Annotated in this window: 17 protein-coding genes and 1 pseudogene; 13 read left to right on the top strand and 5 right to left on the bottom strand. The window is 66.2% G+C overall.

The window, feature by feature from the left end; genetic code table 11:
* Positions 1 to 70 precede the first annotated feature (70 nt).
* Entirely contained in the window at positions 71 to 3,295 is a 3,225-nt protein-coding gene (gene putA, locus ASD14_RS12805) for a bifunctional proline dehydrogenase/L-glutamate gamma-semialdehyde dehydrogenase PutA (RefSeq protein ID WP_056134391.1), read from the bottom strand.
* 495 nt (positions 3,296 to 3,790) lie between these two features.
* Here putA and coxB point away from each other — a divergent pair, with 495 nt between their 5' ends.
* From coxB to ASD14_RS12785, 5 genes and pseudogenes are all read left to right on the top strand, one after another.
* Positions 3,791 to 4,717 carry a cytochrome c oxidase subunit II gene (gene coxB / locus ASD14_RS12800; RefSeq protein WP_056134388.1) on the top strand — a complete coding sequence of 309 codons (927 nt, stop codon included), beginning with the start codon at positions 3,791 to 3,793 and terminating at the stop codon, positions 4,715 to 4,717.
* Between the two features lie 26 nt (positions 4,718 to 4,743).
* Positions 4,744 to 6,375 carry a cytochrome c oxidase subunit I gene (gene ctaD / locus ASD14_RS12795; protein WP_056134385.1) on the top strand — a complete coding sequence of 544 codons (1,632 nt, stop codon included), beginning with the start codon at positions 4,744 to 4,746 and terminating at the stop codon, positions 6,373 to 6,375.
* A gap of 41 nt (positions 6,376 to 6,416) precedes the next feature.
* Positions 6,417 to 6,554, top strand: coding sequence for a hypothetical protein (locus ASD14_RS16140; RefSeq protein WP_157475368.1), 138 nt, complete (start codon positions 6,417 to 6,419; stop codon positions 6,552 to 6,554).
* Positions 6,551 to 7,174: a cytochrome c oxidase assembly protein gene (locus ASD14_RS12790; RefSeq protein WP_255355034.1), complete on the top strand. Its 624-nt coding sequence runs from the start codon at positions 6,551 to 6,553 to the stop codon at positions 7,172 to 7,174. The genes ASD14_RS16140 and ASD14_RS12790 overlap by 4 nt, the downstream gene beginning before the upstream one ends.
* A gap of 47 nt (positions 7,175 to 7,221) precedes the next feature.
* Positions 7,222 to 8,097: pseudogene (locus tag ASD14_RS12785) on the top strand (cytochrome c oxidase subunit 3).
* A 129-nt stretch (positions 8,098 to 8,226) separates the two neighbouring features.
* Here ASD14_RS12785 and ASD14_RS16540 read toward each other — a convergent pair.
* Positions 8,227 to 8,445 (bottom strand): twin transmembrane helix small protein, encoded by a 219-nt coding sequence (locus tag ASD14_RS16540; RefSeq protein WP_056134509.1) that lies wholly within the window; start codon positions 8,443 to 8,445, stop codon positions 8,227 to 8,229.
* A 15-nt stretch (positions 8,446 to 8,460) separates the two neighbouring features.
* Between ASD14_RS16540 and ASD14_RS12775 the strand changes: the two genes are divergently transcribed.
* The 5 genes from ASD14_RS12775 to ASD14_RS12755 are packed head-to-tail and all read left to right on the top strand — an operon-like array spanning position 8,461 to position 13,283.
* Positions 8,461 to 9,237 (top strand): SURF1 family protein, encoded by a 777-nt coding sequence (locus tag ASD14_RS12775; protein WP_162247711.1) that lies wholly within the window; start codon positions 8,461 to 8,463, stop codon positions 9,235 to 9,237.
* A complete protein-coding gene (locus tag ASD14_RS12770) occupies positions 9,224 to 9,832 on the top strand; it encodes a hypothetical protein (RefSeq protein ID WP_056134381.1) in 609 nt (202 codons plus the stop codon). Before ASD14_RS12775 ends, ASD14_RS12770 begins: the two co-directional genes overlap by 14 nt.
* Before the next feature lie 13 nt (positions 9,833 to 9,845).
* Entirely contained in the window at positions 9,846 to 11,012 is a 1,167-nt protein-coding gene (locus tag ASD14_RS12765; RefSeq protein ID WP_056134377.1) for a COX15/CtaA family protein, read from the top strand.
* Positions 11,013 to 11,016: 4 nt separating this feature from the next.
* A complete protein-coding gene (locus ASD14_RS12760) occupies positions 11,017 to 11,961 on the top strand; it encodes a heme o synthase (protein WP_056134372.1) in 945 nt (314 codons plus the stop codon).
* 26 nt (positions 11,962 to 11,987) lie between these two features.
* Positions 11,988 to 13,283 carry an amidohydrolase family protein gene (locus ASD14_RS12755; protein ID WP_056134369.1) on the top strand — a complete coding sequence of 432 codons (1,296 nt, stop codon included), beginning with the start codon at positions 11,988 to 11,990 and terminating at the stop codon, positions 13,281 to 13,283.
* A gap of 337 nt (positions 13,284 to 13,620) precedes the next feature.
* Here the strand turns inward: ASD14_RS12755 and ASD14_RS12750 are convergent, their stop codons facing one another.
* Together ASD14_RS12750 and ASD14_RS12745 are read right to left on the bottom strand one after the other, a co-directional pair.
* The gene (locus ASD14_RS12750; protein ID WP_056134367.1) at positions 13,621 to 14,928 is read right to left on the bottom strand and encodes a HAMP domain-containing sensor histidine kinase; all 1,308 of its coding nucleotides are present in this window, start codon (positions 14,926 to 14,928) and stop codon (positions 13,621 to 13,623) included.
* Positions 14,918 to 15,622: a response regulator transcription factor gene (locus ASD14_RS12745; protein WP_056134504.1), complete on the bottom strand. Its 705-nt coding sequence runs from the start codon at positions 15,620 to 15,622 to the stop codon at positions 14,918 to 14,920. The genes ASD14_RS12750 and ASD14_RS12745 overlap by 11 nt, the downstream gene beginning before the upstream one ends.
* A 230-nt stretch (positions 15,623 to 15,852) precedes the next feature.
* Between ASD14_RS12745 and ASD14_RS12740 the strand changes: the two genes are divergently transcribed.
* Together ASD14_RS12740 and ASD14_RS12735 are read left to right on the top strand one after the other, a co-directional pair.
* Complete coding sequence (locus ASD14_RS12740) at positions 15,853 to 16,647, top strand: phosphatase PAP2 family protein (protein ID WP_082538974.1); 795 nt, start codon at positions 15,853 to 15,855, stop codon at positions 16,645 to 16,647.
* A complete protein-coding gene (locus ASD14_RS12735; protein ID WP_056134364.1) occupies positions 16,644 to 18,335 on the top strand; it encodes a phosphoethanolamine--lipid A transferase in 1,692 nt (563 codons plus the stop codon). The genes ASD14_RS12740 and ASD14_RS12735 overlap by 4 nt, the downstream gene beginning before the upstream one ends.
* A gap of 90 nt (positions 18,336 to 18,425) precedes the next feature.
* Here the strand turns inward: ASD14_RS12735 and ASD14_RS12730 are convergent, their stop codons facing one another.
* On the bottom strand, positions 18,426 to 19,334 hold the full coding sequence (locus ASD14_RS12730; protein ID WP_082538973.1) for a hypothetical protein: 909 nt from the start codon (positions 19,332 to 19,334) through the stop codon (positions 18,426 to 18,428).
* A 316-nt stretch (positions 19,335 to 19,650) separates the two neighbouring features.
* Between ASD14_RS12730 and ASD14_RS12725 the strand changes: the two genes are divergently transcribed.
* Complete coding sequence (locus ASD14_RS12725) at positions 19,651 to 20,895, top strand: FG-GAP-like repeat-containing protein (protein WP_056134356.1); 1,245 nt, start codon at positions 19,651 to 19,653, stop codon at positions 20,893 to 20,895.
* The last annotated feature ends 9 nt before the right edge of the window (positions 20,896 to 20,904 follow it).

Below are 20,904 nucleotides of genomic sequence, written 5' to 3'. Positions count from 1 at the left end.
AGCGAAACGAAAAAGCCCCGCGATTGCGGGGCTTTTTCTTTGTGGAGCGGCGCGGTTTTTTTCTACGGCATCAATCGCCGAGCGTCAGCAGCGACGCATTGCCGCCGGCCGCCGTCGTGTTCACGGTGATCGTCTTCTCGGTGGTGAAGCGCGGCAGGTAGTGCGGGCCGCCGGCCTTCGGACCGGTGCCGGACATGTTCTGCCCGCCGAACGGCTGCACGCCGACCACCGCGCCGATCTGGTTGCGGTTGACGTAGCAGTTGCCGACCTTGATGCGCGAAGCGATCTTCTCGATCGTTTCGTCGATGCGCGAATGCACGCCGAGGGTGAGCCCGTAGCCGGTGCCGTTGATCGCATCGATCACTGCGTCGAGCTGGTCGGCCTTCCAGCGGATCACGTGCAACACCGGCCCGAAGATCTCCTTGTGCAGCACGTCGATCGAGGCAATTTCGTACGCGCGCGGGGCGAAGAAGCTGCCATGCGCCGCATCGGGACCGGGTTCGACTTCGGCGATCTTCTTCGCTTCGACATCCATACGCGCGGCGTGGTCGCGCAGCATCTTCAACGCGTCCTCGTCGATCACCGGGCCGACGTCGGTCGAGAGCAGGCCGGGGTTGCCGACCTTCAGCTCGGCCATCGCGCCGGCGAGCATGTGCGTGACCTTGCCGGCGATGTCGTCCTGAACGAACAGCACGCGGGCGGCCGAGCAACGCTGGCCGGCGGAAGTGAAGGCAGAGGAGATCGCATCCTTCACCACCTGCTCGGGTAGCGAGGAGGAATCGGCGATCAGCGCGTTCTGGCCGCCGGTTTCGGCGATCAGCACGCCGATCGCGGCGTCTCTTGCTGCCAACGAGCGATTGATCGCGCGCGCGGTGTCGGTCGAGCCGGTGAAGGCGACGCCGGCCACGCGCGGATCCTTTGTGAGCGCCGCGCCGACGGTGGCGCCGTCGCCCGGCAGGAACTGCAGCACGGCTTCGGGCACGCCGGCTTCGTGCAGCAGCTTCACCGCGTAGTAGCCGATCAGATTGGTCTGCTCGGCCGGCTTGGCGATCACGCTGTTGCCGGCGGCGAGCGCGGCCGACACCTGGCCGAGGAAGATCGCCAGCGGGAAATTCCATGGCGAGATGCACACGAACAAGCCGCGGCCCGAAAGCTGCAGCGTGTTGGATTCGCCGGTCGGGCCGGGCAGTGCTTCCGGCTTGAACAGGGCGCGCGCCTGCGCCGCGTAGTAGCGCAGGAAGTCGACCGCTTCGCGCACTTCGGCGACGCCATCGGGAATCGTCTTGCCGGCTTCCTTCGCGCACAACGCGATGTACTGGGGCATGCGCGCTTCGAGCAGGTTGGCAGCGTGTTCGAGGATCGCGGCGCGCGATGCGGCAGGCGTGGTGTTCCAGGCATCCTGCGCGGCCACGGCACTCTTCAGCGCGAGTTCGACGGTCGCTGCGTCGGCAGCCTGCCACTGGCCGACGGTTTCGCGGCGGTCGGCAGGATTGGTCACCGCGATGTTCGGGCCGGCGATGGTCGCGCCGGGCACCAGCGGCGCGGCGTGCCAGTTGTCCTTGGCCGCGGCATTGACCTGTTCGGCGAGCGTGCGCAGTTGGTCGTCGTTGGCGAGGTTCACGCCCATGGAGTTGCTCCTGTCTATGCCGTAGCTGCGGTACAGGTCGACCGGCTGCGGGATGCGCGAATGCGCGATGGATTCGAATGCGGAAACGGTTTCGACCGGATCGCGGATGAGGTCATCGATGGCGATGTCCTCGTCGGTGATGCGGTTGACGAAGCTGGAGTTGGCGCCGTTCTCGAGCAGGCGGCGCACCAGGTACGGCAGCAGGTCCTCGTGCGAGCCGACCGGTGCATACACGCGGCACGGCACGTTGAGGCGCGAGGCCGGGATCACCTCGGCATACAGGTCGTCGCCCATGCCATGCAGCTTCTGGAATTCGAAATTGCGTTCACGGCCCATCGCCTTCGCGCGTTGCCAGATCGTCGCGATCGTGTGGGCGTTGTGAGTGGCGAACATCGGGTAGATCGCGTCGGTCGCTTCGAGCATGCGCCGCGCGTTGGCGAGATAGCTGACGTCGGTGTTGGGCTTGCGCGTGAACACCGGGTAGCCGAGCTGGCCGTCGACCTGCGCGCGCTTGACCTCGCTGTCCCAGTACGCACCCTTCACCAGTCGCACCGGAATGCGGCGGCCGTGGCGGCGGGCGAGGTCGGCGATGAAGTCGATCACTTCCGGCGCGCGCTTCTGGTACGCCTGGATGGCGAGGCCGTAGCCCTCCCAGCCGTCGAGCGACTTGTCCGCGTATGCGGCAGCAATCACGTCGAGCGAGAGTTCGAGCCGGTCGGCTTCTTCCGCATCGATGGTGAAGCCGATGCCGTATGACTTCGCCAATTGCGCCAGTTCGAGCACGCGGGGCGTCAGTTCGGCGAATACGCGTTCGCGCTTGGCATGTTCGTAGCGAGGATGCAGCGCCGACAGCTTCACCGAGATCGATGGCACGCCGAAGACTTCGCGCGCGGTGAACTGGCCGCTCCGGCCAATCGCATGGATTGCATCGCGGTACGCCTGCAGATAGCGCAGCGCATCCTTCGTGGTGAGCGCGCCCTCGCCGAGCATGTCGAACGAATAGCGGTAGTTCGCGTTGTCGCCCTTTTGCGAACGCGCGAGCGCTTCACCGATCGTGCGGCCCATGACGAACTGGTGGCCCATGATCTTCATCGCCTGGCGCACGGCGAGGCGGATCACGGGTTCGCCGACGCGGCCGAGCAGGCGCTTGAAGGCGCCGTGCACGTCGCGCTTGGTTTCGTCATTGAGATCGACGAGGTGGCCGGTGAGCATCAGGCCCCAGGTCGAAGCGTTGACCAGTACCGAATCGGACTGGCCCATGTGCTTCTTCCAGTCCGCATCGCCGAGCTTGTCGCGGATCAGCTTGTCGGCCGTTTCCTGGTCCGGGATGCGCAGCAGCGCCTCGGCCACGCACATCAGCAGCACGCCTTCCTCGCTGCCCAGGTCGTACTGGCGCATGAAGGCTTCGATCGCGCCCTGGTCCTTGGCGCGTGCACGAACGCGGCGGACGAGGTCGGCGGCGGTAGCCTGCGCCTGCAGCCGCTCGGTTTCGGGCAGGCGCGCCAGTTCGAGCAGATGGCGCACGTGGGCGGCTTCGTCGCGCACCCAACCGGCGGTGATCGCGGCGCGAGGGCCCAGCGGCGGGGGCGGAAGTTCGGCGCTGATCAGCCCGTCGGCGACGGGCGCATCCGTGCTCGCCGGCACGGTGTTGGCGATTGGTGGGTTCATGGGTCCGCGGAAGCGGTGGGGAAGCCGCATAGTCTAGAGCTTCGGTGCCACTCCGCGCCCGGTGCGAGGGCCGTGGAGAGCACAGGATCGCGGGCGCTTTTGTGCCGGATTTGCCGCTTTTTCCGACTGAACCCATCAGTCGCTGCAGCAATTGCGGGTTGCCCGGGCGCGCCCCTGTCGCTACCATTTCACGGTTATTCCGTAGCGTCCGCGAAGCCGTTGCCCTATTCGGGCGGTCTCCGGCGTGATGGGTTCCGTCCGGTTTGATCACGTGTGCCTGGCCAGTGTGCCCGACCAGGTGATCCTCCAGCCCGAACCTGCCAGCCACCCCGTTCCACGCGGCCCCACCCGGGGCCGGGCTGCCTCGCAGTCCGAAGCAGCGCGGCCGGGCAGCCAGCGGAGCGACACAGGAATCAACTGATCCAACTGATCTTTTCGGGGCTCGAACTGATGAAAGCCGGTCGTAGCAAGCTTGGGACCGCGGGACAGTGGGCAATGGGCGTGGCCGCGATGGCCGCTCCGCTGCTCGCCTTCGCGCAGGCCAGCGACACGTGGACCAATGCACCGCACCGCTGGCAGCTCAACATGGGCGAAGGCGTCACTGCGCAATCGATGAACGCCTACTCGGCCCACATGCTGGCGCTGTGGATCTGCGTCGCCATCGGCATCCTGGTGTTTGGCGCCATGGCCGTGGCCATGTTCAAGTTCCGCCACTCCAAGGGTGCGGTGCCGGACAAGGACTTCACCCACAGCACCAAGCTGGAAGTGGTCTGGACCGTGGTCCCGATCGTGCTGCTGGTGCTGATGGCGTTCCCCGCCACCAGCAAGCTGATCAAGATGTACGACACCCGCGAGTCGCAGATGACCGTCAAGGTCACCGGCTACCAGTGGATGTGGAAGTACGAGTACCTGGGCGAAGGCGTGAGCCTCACCAGCCGCCTCGACCGCAAGAGCGACGAGATCCGCCAGAGCGGCGTCGACGCGCGCACCGCCAACAAGGCGAACTACCTGCTCGACGTGGACAACGCATTGGTGCTGCCGGTGGACACCAAGGTCCGCTTCGTCATCACCGCCGATGACGTGATCCACGCCTGGTGGGTGCCGGCGCTGGGCTGGAAGCAGGACGCGATCCCGGGCATCGTCAACGAGGCCTGGACCAGCGTGAACAAGCCGGGCGTGTACCGCGGCCAGTGCGCCGAGCTGTGCGGCAAGGACCACGGCTTCATGCCGATCGTCGTGCGCGTGCTGCCCAAGGCCGAATACACCGCGTGGCTGAACGAGCAGAAGGCGAAGAACGCTCCGGCCACGCCGGCTGCGCCCGCCGCTCCCGCTGAAACGACGCCGGTCGAACCGGCCCCCGCCGAAGCCGCGCCCGCCGCCGCTTCTGCCGCCACCGGCGCCGCTGCAGCGGTCGCCGGCTGATCCGAACGAGTTACCGGGACACGACCATGTCGACGCATTACGAAGCCACGCACGCGCCCGTGCACCACGACGATCACGCCCACGATCACAAGCAGGGCTTCATCGAGCGCTGGTTCTTCTCGACCAACCACAAGGACATCGGAACGCTGTACCTGGTGTTCTCGTTCGTGATGTTCATCATCGGCGCGGCGATGTCCGTCGTGATCCGTGCCGAACTGATGAAGCCGGGCCTGCAGTTCGTCGAGCCGATGTTCTTCAACCAGATGACCACGGTGCATGCGCTGGTCATGATCTTCGGCGGAATCATGCCGGCCTTCGTCGGCCTGGCCAACTGGATGATTCCGCTGCAGATCGGCGCGCCCGATATGGCGCTGCCGCGCATGAACAACTGGTCCTTCTGGATCATGCCCTTCGCCTTCACCCTGCTGCTGATGACGCTGTTCATGCCGGGCGGCGCGCCTGCCGGCGGCTGGACGCTGTATCCGCCGCTGTCGCTGCAGGGCGGCAATAACGTTGCCTTCGCGATCTTCGCCATCCACATGATGGGCATCAGCTCGATCATGGGCGCGATCAACATCATCGCCACCATCCTCAACATGCGCGCCCCGGGCGTCGACCTGCTGAAGATGCCAATCTTCGCCTGGACCTGGCTGATCACCGCGTTCCTGCTGATCGCGGTGATGCCGGTGCTCGCCGGCGCGGTGACGATGCTGCTGACCGACAAGTACGCCGGCACCTCGTTCTTCAACGCGGCCGGCGGCGGCGACCCGGTGATGTTCCAGCACATCTTCTGGTTCTTCGGGCACCCCGAGGTCTACATCATGATCCTGCCGGCCTTCGGCGTGGTCTCGGAAATCATCCCGACCTTCAGCCGCAAGCCGCTGTTCGGTTACCAGGCGATGGTGTACGCGACCGCCTCGATCGCCTTCCTCTCGTTCATCGTGTGGGCGCACCACATGTTCACCGTCGGCATGCCGCTCGGTGGCGAGATCTACTTCATGTTCGCGACGATGCTGATCGCGGTGCCGACCGGCGTGAAGGTGTTCAACTGGGTGACCACGATGTGGCGCGGCTCGATCTCGTTCGAAGCGCCGATGCTGTGGGCGATCTCGTTCGTGATCCTGTTCACCATCGGCGGCTTCTCGGGCCTGATGCTCGCGATCGTGCCGGCGGATTTCCAGTACCACGACACCTACTTCGTCGTCGCGCACTTCCACTACGTGCTCGTCACCGGCGCGCTGTTCGGCATCATCGGCGCGGTGTACTACTGGTGGCCGAAGTGGTCGGGCCGCATGTACAACATGGCCATGGCCAAGTTCCACTTCTGGTGGACGATGGTGTTCGTCAACCTGCTGTTCTTCCCGCAGCACTTCCTGGGCCTGGCCGGTATGCCGCGCCGTATCCCGGACTACAACGTGGTGTTCGCGGACTGGAACCTGGTGAGCTCGATCGGCGCGTTCGGCATGTTCGTGACGCCCTTCATGATGGCCTTCATCCTGTGGCGTTCGCTGAAGAGCGGCGTCAAGGCCGAAGCGCGCGCGTGGCCGTCGGCCCGTGGCCTGGAGTGGACCGTGCCGAGCCCGGCGCCGCACCACACCTTCACCGTGCCGCCGGTGATCCGCGACGGCGACCTCGCCCACGGCGATATCACGCACTGAGTGACGCGACGTGCCGGGCAAGCCCGGCACCTACGGATCCCATGAACCCGAACAATCCGCTACCGCCGAATGAAGTCGATGCGCGCCGCAAGCGCGCGCGTCGCATGGCGTTGTGGATCGCGGTGATCGCGGTCGTCGTCTATGCGGGTTTCATCGCGATGGTGGGGCTGTCGAAGTGAACGCCGATCGCGACAACACGCCTGTCAACGGCAGCACACCGGCCAATAACGGCGCTTCACGCAGTGCGACGCGCGGGCTCACCAAGATGGTGCTGGTCGCGATCGCCGCGTTCGGTTTCAGCTTCAGCCTGATTCCGCTGTACCGCATAGCCTGCGAAAAGGTGCTGGGCATCCGTCTGGAACGCACCGCGGCTGAGGGCGTAACGAATGCGAAGCCGTCCAGCGAACGCGTGGTCACCGTGCAGTTCGACGGCGGCGTCAATTCCAAACTGCCGTGGCAGTTCGCGCCGAACCAGCTGACCATGACGGTGCGCCCGGGCGAGCAGTACGAAGCGACCTACAAGGCGACCAACACCAGCACGCGCCCGATCGTGGGCAGCGCGGTGCCGTCGGTGGCGCCGGCGCGCGCGTCGGGCTACTTCAGCAAGACCGAATGCTTCTGCTTCACCGCACAGACGCTGCAGGCGGGCGAGACGCGCGACATGCCCGTGCGCTTCATCGTCGATCCGAACCTGCCGTCCGACGTGCAGACGATCACGCTCTCCTACACGTTCTTCAAGAACGACGTGCTGACGTCGAAGCTTGCCGGCAGCACCGGCGCTTCGCACGCGGCGCCCTGAGTTCTCAACCAGCTTTCCTCGCATAGCACCTGACTGGAACACCTGCCATGGCACAAGCACACGCAGACGCCCACCATTACTTCGTGCCGCACAGCAGCCGCTGGCCGTTCCTCGGCTCGATCGCGCTGTTCACCACCATGGTCGGCCTCGCCAGCTGGTTCAATGAAGTCAGCTGGGGCAAGCCGGTGTTCTTCTTCGGCATCGCCCTGATGTGCGGCGTGCTGTTCGGCTGGTTCGGCGACGTGATCCGCGAGTCGATCAAGGGCAACTACAACAAGCAGGTCGACACCTCGTTCCGCATGGGCATGGTGTGGTTCATCTTCTCCGAAGTGATGTTCTTCGCGGCGTTCTTCGGCGCGCTGTTCTACGCCCGCCAGTACGCGTTGCCGTGGCTCTCGGGCGAAGGCGATGGCGTGATGACCAACGCGCTGCTGTGGAACGGCTACACCGCGGGCTGGCCGACCAACGGCCCGGCCGGCGTCGGCGGTCACTTCCAGACCGTGCCGGCCTGGGGCCTGCCGCTGCTCAACACGCTGATCCTGCTGTCTTCGGGCGTGACCGTCACCATCGCGCACCACGCGCTGAAAGCGGGCGCGCGCAAGACGCTGCTGTTGTTCCTCGGCCTGACCGTGCTGCTCGGCGCGCTGTTCCTGTACTTCCAGGGCACCGAGTACATCGAGGCCTACAAGCACTTCAACCTGACCCTGGGTTCGGGCATCTACGGTTCGACGTTCTTCATGCTCACCGGCTTCCACGGCGCGCACGTGACGCTCGGCACGATCATGCTGGCGATCATCTGATTCCGCTGCGCCAAGGGCCACTTCAACAAGGAACACCACTTCGCGTTCGAAGCGGTGGCCTGGTACTGGCACTTCGTCGACGTGGTGTGGCTGGGCCTGTTCCTGTTCGTCTACGTGCTGTAAGCCGACACGCGAAGGCCCGGGCTGAGGCTGGAAAGCCGCGGTCCCGGGCCTTTTGTTTTTCTGCGGGAATGTTTGCTACAGGCGTCGACGCGACGATGGCGCGCGAGGCGTCATGAAGCTCGAAGCGGCTTACGGATTGCGGCCGACGCCGTGGAATTCGATCCAGCCCATCTTGGCGGCGATGACGACGCCGATGATCAGCGCGATGGACAGCGCGACGCGGCGGGTCAGCGCATTCACCGTGCGCTTGCTCTCGCCCTTGTCGACCATCATGTAGTACAGGCCGGCACCGAGGTTCCAGAGAATGAGGATCAGGACGGCGATGATCAGCAGGGTCTTCACGGCGATGCTCCGGAGCGGACGATGCGCGCCCGTGGCGGCATTATCGCAGCCTGCGCGAGGCCGGGCGTGAGCCGCCGGCGCAACCTGATAGTCGGCTGGGCGCTGGCCGTGCTGGCGATCGCGTTGTTCGTGCGGCTGGGGCTGTGGCAATCGCAGCGCGCGGTCGAGAAGCAGGCGATGCTCGATGCGTCCGCGCAGGTGCTGGCGCGGCGCACGCCGGTGTCGCTTGCGCAGGCGGCGAACCGCGAACGCATCCACAACTACGACTGGGGAGTGGGTGCAGGCCGTTTCGCAGACAAGGGACCGCTATGGCTCGATAACCAGCAACGTGACGGCCGCGCGGGCGTGCATGCGTATCGCGTATTCCTGCCCGAAGGCGCGATCCAGCCCATCCTGATCGATCTGGGATGGCTGCCGCTGCCGCCCACGCGCGTGATGCCGGCCATCGCCTTGCCAAAGGGCCGCATCGAAGTGCGTGGCCTGCTGGTGCCGCCGCCGTCGTCCGGCCTCGCGCTCGGCACCGGCATCGCGCGCCAGCGCGACGGCTGGGTGCTGACGCGCATCGACATGGATGTCGTGTCGCGCACGCTCGATCTGCAACCGCCGCTCGCGCCGCGCGTGCTGCGCCTGGATCCGGCGCTTCCGCTCGGTTACGAACGCGACCTGCAGCTGCTCGCCAACACGCTTCAGCCCGAGCGCCATCGCGGCTACGCGCTGCAATGGTTCGCACTGGCCATCGCCGTGCTTGTCACGGCGCTCATCCTGACGTTCCGCAAGGCCCGCCATGAACCACGCTGATCCTTCCGCCGCTCCGAACCGCAAGCGCAATCGCATGATGTTGCTGGCGATCTTCGCTCTGTTCTTCGGCAGCCTTTTTTTCGCAGGTGTGCTGCGGTTTTCCGGCTGGCGCCCGGCCGGCATGAAGAACAAGGGCGAACTGCTGCAGCCACCCGCCGACCTGCGCGCCGTCACTCCGAAGCTGCTCGACGGCACCGCCTATGCATGGGCACCGATCAACCGCGTATGGCGCGTCACCATCGCGCCGCCGGCCGACTGTGGCGCCGAATGCACGAAGGCGGTCGAAGACATCTACAAGGTATGGGAACTGCTGGGCCGCGAAGCCACCCGCGTCGACGTGCTCTGGTTGTGTCCGTCCATGGCCGCGTGCGAGCTGCCAACCAATGCGCCGAAGCTCGCGACCCTGCGCCTGCTTCAAGCCGACGCGGGCCTGCGCGCGAAGCTGCCGCGCGTCGACCTCGTCACCTTCGATGGCCACCGCGGCGTGCCGGTGTACGTGATCGATCCGAACGGCTTCGTGATTCTGCGCTACGCTGCCGGCTCCGATCCGGGCGACCTGCGCTCCGACCTGGCCAAGCTGCTGAAGCTGAAGTAGGGCAAGACCGCGCATGAGTGCACAGACCAAACCCGCCGGTTCTCTCCGGCCTGCGGTACACAGACATTTCCATCGCCTCGCCTGGCTCGCCGTTGCCCTCGCGCTCGGCGTGATCGTGTTCGGCGCGTTCGTGCGCCTGTCGAACGCGGGCCTGAGCTGCCCCGACTGGCCGACGTGCTACGGCCGCGCCACGTGGCCGGGTGCCGCGCAGGAAGTCAGCGAACACGCCGCGAGCGCGATCCGTCCCTTCGAAACCCACAAGGCCTGGCGCGAGCAGGTGCACCGCATGATCGCCGGCGTGCTTGGCGTGCTCGTGCTGACGCTCGCGCTGGTGGCCGCGCGCCGTCGCGCGCGTGGCGTGTGGCAGGTAATCGGTGCTGCGCTATTGGTGGCGATCGCGATTCCGCTGTACATGAAGGGCGAACACACTGCAGCTTCCGCTTTGGCGATTGCGGGCGAAGCCGTGTTGCTGGTCGCGGCGTGGCGCTGGAGCAACAGCGACCTGAGCCGCGTGGCCGTGCTGACGCTCGCGGTGATCATCTTCCAGGCGCTGCTCGGCATGTGGACGGTGACGTGGCTGCTGAAGCCGATCGTGGTGATGGGCCATCTGCTTGGCGGGCTGACCACGTTTTCGCTGCTGGTCTGGATGGCATGGCGCGCGACCGACATTCCGATCCGCCTCGCCGATGCGGTGGTAATGCGCCGCTGGTTGATCATCGGCATCGTCGTGCTCGGCTTGCAGATCGCGCTCGGTGGCTGGACCAGTGCGAACTACGCCGCGCTCGCCTGCGGCAACGACTTTCCGCAATGCGTCGGGCAGTGGTGGCCGCCGCACGACTTCCGTGAGGGCTTCGTGCTCTGGCGCGGTGTAGGCGTCGATTACGAAGGCGGCATCCTCGACGGCCAGTCGCGCATCGCGATCCAGATGGCGCACCGGATGATGGCGGCCGTGGTCTTCGTCTACATGCTCTGGCTGGCGCTGAAGCTGCTGCGCACGCCGGGCATGCGCGGGTGGGGCGGGCTGCTTGCGGCCTTGGTGGTGACGCAGGTCGCACTCGGCATCGCCAACGTCAAGCTTGGCCTGCCGCTGACGGTCGCGGTGCTGCACAACGCCGGCGCGGCGCTGCTGCTGTTCCTGCTGGTGTCGCTGCTTGCGCGCCTGCGCGCGCCGGAGCATTGAACCGATGAGCAATACGTCGGCGCCGGCGGTCCTCCGCCAATACTTCGACCTGACCAAGCCGCGCGTCGTCGCGCTGATCGTGTTCACCGCGCTGGTCGGCATGCTGCTCGCCATCGATGGGTGGCCCACGCTGGAGGAAGCGCGCCGTGGCCTGCTTGGCTTCCTCGGCATCTGGCTGGCGGCCTCCAGCGCGGCGGCGATCAACCAGCTGCTGGATGCGCGTATCGACGCGAAGATGGCACGCACCTCATGGCGTCCGATCGTCATGGGCCAGATCACACCGCGCCGCGCGCTGGTGTTCGCGCTGATCCTCGCCGCGCTCTCGATGGCGATCCTGTGGTGTTTCGTCAACGCGATCACCGCGCTGCTTACCTTCGCGTCGCTGATCGGCTACGCGGTGGTCTACACCGTGTTCCTCAAACGCGCTACGCCGCAGAACATCGTGATCGGCGGCATTGCCGGCGCGGCGCCGCCGCTGCTGGGCTGGGCCTCGATCACCGGCATGCAGGGCGAATGGGACTGGCCGCACGCGCTGCTGCTGGTGCTGATCATCTTCGTGTGGACGCCGCCGCATTTCTGGGCGCTGGCGATCTTCCGCCGCGAGGATTACCGCAAGGCGATGGTACCGATGCTGCCGGTCACGCACGGTGTCGAATACACGCGCTGGCAGATCCTGTTCTACACCGTGCTGCTGGTCGTGGTGACGGTGCTGCCGTTCGCGGCCGGCATGAGCGGCTGGTTCTACCTGGGCGGCGCGCTGGTACTCGGCGTCGCCTTCATCTGGCATGCGTGGAAGCTGATGGATCCGCCGGATGAACTGTATGCGATGAAGGTCTTCAGCTATTCCATCGTCTACCTGATGGCGCTGTTCGCATTCCTGCTCGTCGACCACTGGTTGCTGCCGTGGCTGCAGCCGGTGGCGCCGATTGAATTCCAGCAGGTCGGCTGACGCCGGCCGATCAAAGAGGTCCACGCATGCCCGCCCTGCGCGCTCTGACGCTGTCGTTGCTGTGCCTGCTTCCGTTCGGTGCCGCGCATGCGCTCGATCACGGCAATGCGGTCGTGACCGCCGCGCGCATGCTCGACGTGCGCAGCGGGCGCATGCTGCACGACGTCACCGTGCAGATCGAAGACGGGCGCATCAAGCAGGTCGTGCAGGGCGCCGGCAACAGCGCCGTGATGACCGATCGCCCGCATTACGACCTCGGGGACATGACACTGCTGCCGGGCCTGATCGACATGCACGTGCACCTCGACAGCGATCCCAGCTACGGCGGCTACACCGGCCTGCAGTTCGGCGACCGCTTCTGGTCGGTACTCGCAGTGCCGCACGCGCTGAAGACGCTGCAGGCGGGTTTCACCACCGTGCGCAATGTCGGCGCGGATGCCTGGAACGACGTCGGCCTGCGCCAGGCGATCGACGCCGGCAAGATCGAGGGCCCACGCGTGATCACCGCGGCGTATTCCTTCGGCGCGACTGGCGGCCATTGCGATTCCACGTTCTTCCCGCCGTCGATGGACGAAAAAAGTCCGTTCAACGCGGACAGTCCGGAAGAAGCCCGCAAGGCCGTGCGCACGTTGCGCAAGTACGGCGCGCAGGTGATCAAGATCTGTGCGACCGGCGGCGTGTTTTCGCACGGTGATGAGCCCGGCGCGCAGCAGATGACGCTTGATGAAATGAAGGCGGTGGTCGAGGAAGCGCACATGGCTGACCTGCGCGTCGCCGCGCATGCCCATGGCGCGGCAGGCATCAAGGACGCGATCCGCGCCGGCGTCGACACCATCGAACACGCGAGCCTGATCGACGACGAAGGCATCAAGCTGGCGAAGCAGCGCGGCGCATGGCTGTCGATGGACATCTACAACACCGAGTACACGCAGGCCGAAGGCAAGAAGAACGGCGTGCTCGAGGACAACCTGCGCAAGGACCGCGAGATCGGTGACGTGCAGCGCGAGAACTTCCGCAAGGCGCACGCGGCCGGGGTGAAGATGCTCTTCGGCACCGATGCCGGCATCTACCCGCACGGCGACAATGCGAAGCAGTTCCGCTGGATGGTCCAGTACGGCATGACGCCGGTCGAAGCGATCCAGTCGGCGACGGTGAGCGCCGCCGAAGCGCTGGGCCGCACGGACGTGGGTACGCTGGAAGTGGGTCGCCTCGCCGACCTTATTGCGGTACCCGGGGATCCAACCGCGGATATCACGGTGCTCGAAGCGGTGCCGTTCGTGATGAAGGGCGGCGATGTGGTGAAGGACGCGCGCGGGAAGTAGTTTCTCTCGCTCTCGCTCTCGCTCTCGCTCTTTCGCTTGTCATTCCTGCGAAGGCAGGAATCCAGCGACTTTTCTCTGCTTCTGGCTCGTCATTCCCGCGAAGGCGGGAATCCAGCGCCTTTTGTTCTTTGCGGCTAGGCAGACTGAAAGCCAGTCACTGGATTCTCGCCTTCGCGGGAATGACGAGCAAAAGCGAACGTCGAAAACGAACGTCACTGGACTCCCGCTTCAACAGCCTTCGGCTGTGGTGAAATCCGTCGAGGGAATGACGAGCAACGGCAAAAACAACGATGCCACACGCCAAGCCGACCCGACGCGTCAAGTAACCCACCCGCCACTACCGCCCAAACATCAACGTCGTCGTAGTCCCCCGTCCCTCATCCGATGCGATGCTCAACTGCCAGCCCAGGTGCTCGCACAGCCGCGAGATCAGGTCCAGGCCGATGCCATCGCTGCCGCCATCGCCGCGACTGCTGCCGCCACCCCGGGCCATGCGCGCATAAATCGCGCTGATCTCTTCCGGGGACATGCCATGGCCCGGATCGACAATCACCACGGTCGCGGGCTTCTCGAGCCGTACGGTGATCTCACCGCGATCGCTGTGTTCGATCGCATTGCGCAGCAGGTTGCCGATCGCCGCTTGCACGATCGGCAGCGGTGCGACGATCTCCACCGGCTCCGACGATGCCAGGGTGATCGCGAGCGCCTTGTCGCGGGTGAGATGGCGGTGGTCCTCGATGATGTCGGGCAGCAACGCGTCGAGGGCCACGCGTTCCCCGGACTGCGACAGGCGCGCGGGATCCTTGGCCAGCACCAGCAGCAGTGAAATGAGTCCCTCGACATCGCGTGACGTGCGGCGGATGCGCGTCAGGTGATGCCGCGCCGGCGTGGGCAGGTCGGGTTGCTGCAGGGCGAGTTCGGTCGAGCCGGCAATCACCGCAATCGGCGTGCGCAACTCATGGCTGGCGGCGTCGATGAACACGCGTTCGCGTTCGACGAAGCGGTCGTTGCGTTGCAGGTAGTCGTTGAGCGCATCGGCGATCACGTGCAGTTCGGAACTGGCCGCGCCGTGCACGTCGACATGCTGTGCGGGAAGATCCGGACGCAGGCCGCTGATCTGCTGCGCCATGCGGCTGAGCGGACGCACCATCCGGTTAGTGGCCCACGCGACAAGCAGGCCGAGCAGCACGATCAACGCGAGGGCAACGCCGACCACGCGCACCGCGGTGTGCACCTCGCGCTGTTCGAAGTCGGTGACGTCGAGGGCGAGCATCAGCGGCCGGCCGTCGGTTTCACGCACCATCACGACATAGATGCGGTCGCCGATGACGATATCGTCATGCAGGCCGGGGCCAACACCCTGCAGCGCGGGGGGGATCGTGCCGAGTCCGTCGTACAGCGACATGTTGTTGGTGTTGACCCAACGGTAACCGGGGTCGCCGTGCATGCGCTCGACGGTGTGGTCGAGTTCCGACGACAGCATCGTGCGCCACACCAGCCGCTCGGCGCGTTCGTGCACGAGAAAGCCCTGCGCGATCACCACCACGGACAGCAGCGCAACGTAACCGAGCAGCGCCAGCAGGATGCGGTTGCGCAGACTGCCGCGTCGCCGCGACTTCGATGCGGAGCCGGTCTCAGGTTTCATCGGACGCTTCCGCGGCCTCGTTGCCTTCGGGCAGTGCAAGCCGGTAACCGACGCGCGGCAGCGTGTGGATCAGCTTGGTGGCGAACGGGCCATCGACGCTGCGCCGCAGTTCGTACACGTGCGAACGCAGCATGTCGCCATCGGGCGGACTGTCGCCCCACAGGCCGCGCTCCAGGCGTTCGCGCGACACCGCGGCGGGGCTGGCCTGCATCAGCATTTCCAGCAGCTTGCGGCAGGCCGGATAGAGGTGCAGCGAGCGCCCGCCGCGCGTGACCTCGAGTGTGGCCAGGTCCAGGCGCAGGTCGCCCACTTCCAGCACGCGGCGGCCGCGGCCATGCGCGCGTGCCGCGAGTGCTTCGAGCCGCACTTCGAGTTCCGGCAGGTCGAAGGGCTTGGTGAGGTAGTCGTCGGCGCCACTGCGGAACGTGCCGACCTTGTCGTCGAGTTCGGCGCGCGCGGTGAGCATCAGCACCGGCACGTGCCGTCCCGCGGCGCGCAGGCGCGTGAGCACTTCGCGACCATCCATTCGCGGCAGCATCCAGTCGAGCACGATCGCGTCGTAGTCCTGGTTCAGTGCGAGGTGCAGGCCGGTCGGGCCGTCGGGCGCGGCGTCGAGCGCATGGCCGCGCGCTTCGAAGTATTCGAACAGGTTCGCGACGAGGTTCCGGTTGTCCTCCACCACCAGCACGCGCATGCGTTCGCTTCCGTCTTGGGCGGCGCGTTCGCGCCGGCCGGCCAGCTTGCGACCGATGACGTCGGAACGCCGTCGGAGCGCGAATGACGATAGCACCGGTGCGCGATACGCCGGCTCCCGGGTGAACGGCGTCGAACGGTTAACGCTTAACGAATGCCGCTCCGACCGTTCTCCGACAGCAGCGCACGGACCATGCGACAGCCGGAAACCCGGCATTCCAGAAGCGCTGCATGATTCCTCCCGCCATCGATCATTCCGCCGACGGTTTCGCGCCGCCGCGGCCCGCCGTACGGCCTGTTGCGGTAGTCGAGACCCATCCGCACTTCCTTCGAAGCCACTTGCAGTGGCCGTTGTTCGTACTGGCGTGCCTGTTCTTCGTCGCCACCGTCCTGCACGGTGACCTGTGGCTGGCCGATCGCCTCTACGCGCTCGAAGGCGGACGCTGGGCGCTGCGCCATGCATGGGCCACCCAGCACCTGATCCATCTGCTCGGTCGCGACGTGAGCACCGCTGCCTGGCTGGCGGTACTGGCGGCGTGGCTGGTCGCCTGCACCCGCAGCGGATGGACATCGCTGCGCCGCCCGTTGCTCTATCTGCTGGCAGCGACCGCGCTGTCGACGCTGCTGGTGTCATGGTTGAAGACCTGGTCGAACGTCGACTGCCCGTGGGATCTCGCGCGCTATGGCGGCATGCGTGCCTACATCGGCCTGTTCGAATGGCGTCCGGCCGGCATGGGTGCGGCGCGGTGCTTTCCCGCCGGCCACGCCAGCGGCGGCTATGCATGGCTGGCAACGTACTTCTTCCTGCTTGCAGTGAAGCCGCAATGGCGCCGTTGGGGTCTTGCCGTCGGCATCGGTGCCGGCCTGTTGTTCGGCATCTCGCAGCAGCTGCGCGGCGCGCACTTTCTTTCGCACGACCTGGCCGCCATCGCCATCTGCTGGACCTGCGCCGTCGCATTGCATTGCGTGTTCTGGCCGCCTGGCGCTACCCGTTCACAGCGCAACCTTCCGGACATCGCGCCGTGAGCGCCGTCGTGCCGGGACGCCAGAGGGTGTTCGCGCGCTTGCGCTCGATTGCGCGTGCACGACCTGCTGTCAGCATCGAAACGCTTGCCGTAGCCGCGTCGATCTACTTCGCGGTCGCGAGCAACCAGACGTTCTTCCGCGCAGTGGCGGCGACGGGCGCGCTGCACGGCACGCAAGGTGCGCTGACCTTCGCCAGCCTGGCCGTGGCGATCATCGCGCTGCACACGATGCTGCTGTGCGTGCTGCTCAATCGCTGGACTGCAAAGCCGCTGCTGATCGTGTTGCTGCTGACCAGCGCCGCGGCGGCCTATTTCATGTCGGCGTACACCGTGTACTTCGACGCCGACATGCTGCGCAACATCCTGCACACCGATGGCAAGGAGTCGCACGAGCTGGTTTCGCTGCACGCGCTGCCGTCAATCCTCGCGTACGGCGTGGCTCCTTCGCTGCTGGTGTGGCGGTTACGCCTGAAGTCGCGCCCATTGCTGCGCGGCGTGCTGGTGCGCCTGGCCACCATCGTGCTGGCGATTGTCGTGGCGGCCGCGGCACTGCTGGCATCGTTCCAGGGTATTTCCGCGCTGATGCGCAACCATCGCGAGCTGCGCTATCTCGTCACGCCAGGCAATTACCTGGTGTCGCTGGTGCAGGTCGCGCGCGACGCCGGGGTCGATCACAACCGCCCTCGTGCGCCGATCGGCCTGCAGGCGAAGGTGGTGGGCCGGCTCGCCGGCGACCGTCCGCGGCTGCTGGTGCTCGTCGTCGGTGAAACGGTACGCGCGCAGGACTGGGGCCTGGACGGATACGCGCGACAGACCACGCCGCAGCTGGCCGCACTGGCGCAGGCGCCGGCGGGGCCGATCAACTTCGCCCACGTCGTGGCCTGCGGTTCCAGCACCGAGATCTCGCTGCCATGTATGTTCTCGCCCTGGGGTCGTGCGCATTACGACAAGGACCGCATCGACCATTCGCAGTCGCTGCTGCACGTGCTCGAACACGCCGGCATCCGCACGTTGTGGCGCGACAACCAGACCGGCTGCAAAGGGGTGTGCGAAGGCCTCGCGTTCGAGTCCTTCGAACACGGCAGCGTGGCCGAAGCCTGCAACGCCGAAGGCTGCCTCGACGAAGCGATGCTGCACGGCCTCGCCGATCGCATCGCCGCGAATCCCGGCGACCAGGTCGTGATCCTGCACCAGCTCGGCAACCACGGCCCGGCGTATTACACGCGCTATCCGGCCGCGTTCCGCCGCTTCACGCCAACCTGCGAGACCTCCGACCTCGACCGCTGCAGCCGCGACGAAATCGTCAACGCCTACGACAACGCCGTGCTTTACACCGACGACTTCCTCGCCCGCACGATCCACTTCCTCGGCGAGCAGAACGGGCGCGACACGGCGCTCATCTATCTGAGCGACCACGGCGAATCACTCGGCGAAGATGGCCTCTACCTGCACGGCGTGCCGTACGCGATCGCGCCCGACACGCAGACCCATGTGCCGATGCTGATGTGGCTGTCGCCAGGCTTCAGCGCCGCGCGCGGCATCGACACGGCATGCCTGAAGGCCCGCAGCAACGACGAAGTCAGCCAGGACAACCTGTTCCACTCCGTGCTGGGGCTCATGCAGGTGCGCACGCCCGAATACGACGCTGCACGCGATCTGTTCGCGGGTTGCGAGCGCGGACCTGCCTGACGGGAAGACCTACGCGGGCGCAGCGCGACTGCCACCACGCGGCCATGATCAATGTGGGGCTGCGGACTGTGCCCGGCGCTGCACACTTCCTCAGTCCGCTTCGTAGCGTAGGTGCAACCGCACGCTGACCAGCGGATCGTTTTCGCTGGACCGGTCCTCGCCGCGGCGTACCTGCAGCGGTACGTAAAGTATTTCTGCGCCCCAGTACCAGTGCTGGCCGAGCGTGCGCGTTGTGCCGACCGTGATCGCCGTCAGCACGTCTTTCGCGACCAGGCGCGAACGATCGTGGACGCCGTAGGTATAGGCGTCAACTCGCACTTCGGTTTCGGTGCGGACCGCCGCGATACCGGCGTGCCACTGCCATGCGCCGCGCTGGCGGGCGAGCATCAGTTCGAGTCCGTAGTAGTTCAATTGCAGGCGATCGTCGGACGGGCGCCGGCAGCCGTACGGATTGCGTTCCACGTCTTCGATGCCGGCCAGTTCGGCGGGGCAGGTGATGTCCCCGCCGACCTGGCCGTGCTGGCCGAACACACGCGCCGACAGGGAGACCTCCCCGCGTTCGTACAAACGTCGGCCGATCGCGGCGGCGAGCAGGTCATGCGCGCGCGTGTTGTCGATTTCCAGCGGCGGCGTGTAGCCCAATTCGGCTACCCAGCCGCCGGGCAGGCCGATCGTGCCGCGCAAACGGCCGATCACCGGCGACTTGTTGAGGTCTTCCTGCTTGAAGCCGCTAAACCCGACTTGCCGCTGCTCCTCGCTCAGGCGGGGGATGTGGCCCAGTTCGACGGCTGCCATCCATTGTCCAGGCTGCAACGGTCGGGTCTCGCCGAATCCGGTCATGAAGCTGCTGGCGGTGAAGTAGTTCATCGCCCAGGCCTCGGGCCGGTCGGGACTCAATCGTTCGACGGCGCCCGTCACCGGCTGCGCCTTCGCTCCCACACTGATACAGAGGGTGCAGGCGGCCAGTAGCGCTTTCAGCACGCGGGAAGGTCCGGGCATGTCCGCGGTCTCGCCGGAGGGGCGTGGCGATGATGCTCCTGCTCCCCGAGCGATGCGAGAGCGCCGCATACGCCGGCTGACCGTTCATCGCCTGAACTGTCGTAGCGAGCGGGTTTTCGCAGAAGGTGTACCAATCGGCGCGCAAAATTACTCCGATTGTGAGGGCGGCTACGGCCTACGAAGCTCAGGACATAGGCCGACCGACCGGGAGTGGGTCATGCGAGCGAACGAGACTATGCGGGCGCGTCTGGTTGACGCCGACAGCGTTCCTTGCTGCACCGGTAGCAAGGCGTCGAAGCGCGCGGGGCATCCATTCATGGGTATTGGCTGGATGTTTGCCGTGGCCGGCCTGTCGTTTCCGGCGACGGCTTCAGCCGCAAACTTCGTGGTGGAGGCGCGTTCCACCCTTACGTTCTCGCCAAGCACCCTCACGATCGTAGCGGGCGACACGGTGACCTTCCGGAATGCCGGTGGCTTCCACAACGTGGTTTCCGACCCGGGCTCGGTGACGTCGTTCCGCTGCGCGAACGGCTGCGATGCAACGGGTGGAAACGGGAATCTCAGTTCGACTGCCTGGTCGGCGACCGTGGTGTTTCCCACAGCCGGCACCATCGGCTATTTCTGCGAAGCGCACGGTGCGGCTGGCGGAGTCGGCATGTCCGGGAGGATCACCGTCAACCCGGCGCCGGTCACCAGGCGGGTCCGGCATGACTTCAACGGCGATGGCAAGTCGGACATCCTCTGGCGGAACGGCAGCACCGGCGCGAACGTGATCTGGCGTTCGGCCAACTCGGCGACGCGGCAGACCTTGTCCTCCCTGTCCACGGCGTGGCGTGTGGTCGGTTCCGGCGACTACAACGGCGATGGCCGTGCCGACATCCTGTGGCGCAATTTCAGCACCGGCGCAAACGTGATCTGGCGTTCGGCCAACTCCACGACGCCGCAAGCCGTATCCACCCTGGCGACCGCCTGGACGGTAGCCGGCTCGGGCGACTACAACGGTGACGGGCGCGCGGACATCCTCTGGAGGAACGCCGGCACCGGCGTGAACGTGGTTTGGCGGTCGGCCAGTTCGGCGACGAGGCAGACCCTGGCCTCCCTTTCGTCAGCATGGCGAGTAGTCGGTTCCGGCGACTACAACGGCGATGGCCGCGCGGACATCCTGTGGCGCAATGCCAGCACCGGCAGCAATGTGATCTGGCGTTCGGCGAGCTCCAGCACGCCGCAGGCCGTCACGCCCCTGTCGAGCGCGTGGACCGTGGCCGGTTCCGGCGACTACAACGGCGACGGGCGTGCGGACGTCCTGTGGCGGAATGCCAGCACCGGCGTGAACGTGGTCTGGCGTTCGGCCAGCTCGGGGTCGCGGCAGACCCTGGCTTCGCTTTCATCGGCATGGCAGGTGGCGGGCTCGGGTGACTACAACGGCGACGGCCGCGCCGACATCCTGTGGCGCAATGCCAGCACCGGCGGCAACGTGATCTGGCGTTCGGCGAGCTCCACGACGCCGCAGACCGTAAGCGCGCTAAACCTGGCCTGGGCGGTGGCTGGAGCCACCGACTAGGCAGGCTGC

The sequence above is a fragment of the Lysobacter sp. Root494 genome, from assembly GCF_001427225.1.
Taxonomy (GTDB): Bacteria; Pseudomonadota; Gammaproteobacteria; order Xanthomonadales; family Xanthomonadaceae; genus Agrilutibacter.
This window is presented reverse-complemented; position numbering and strand designations above follow the sequence as displayed.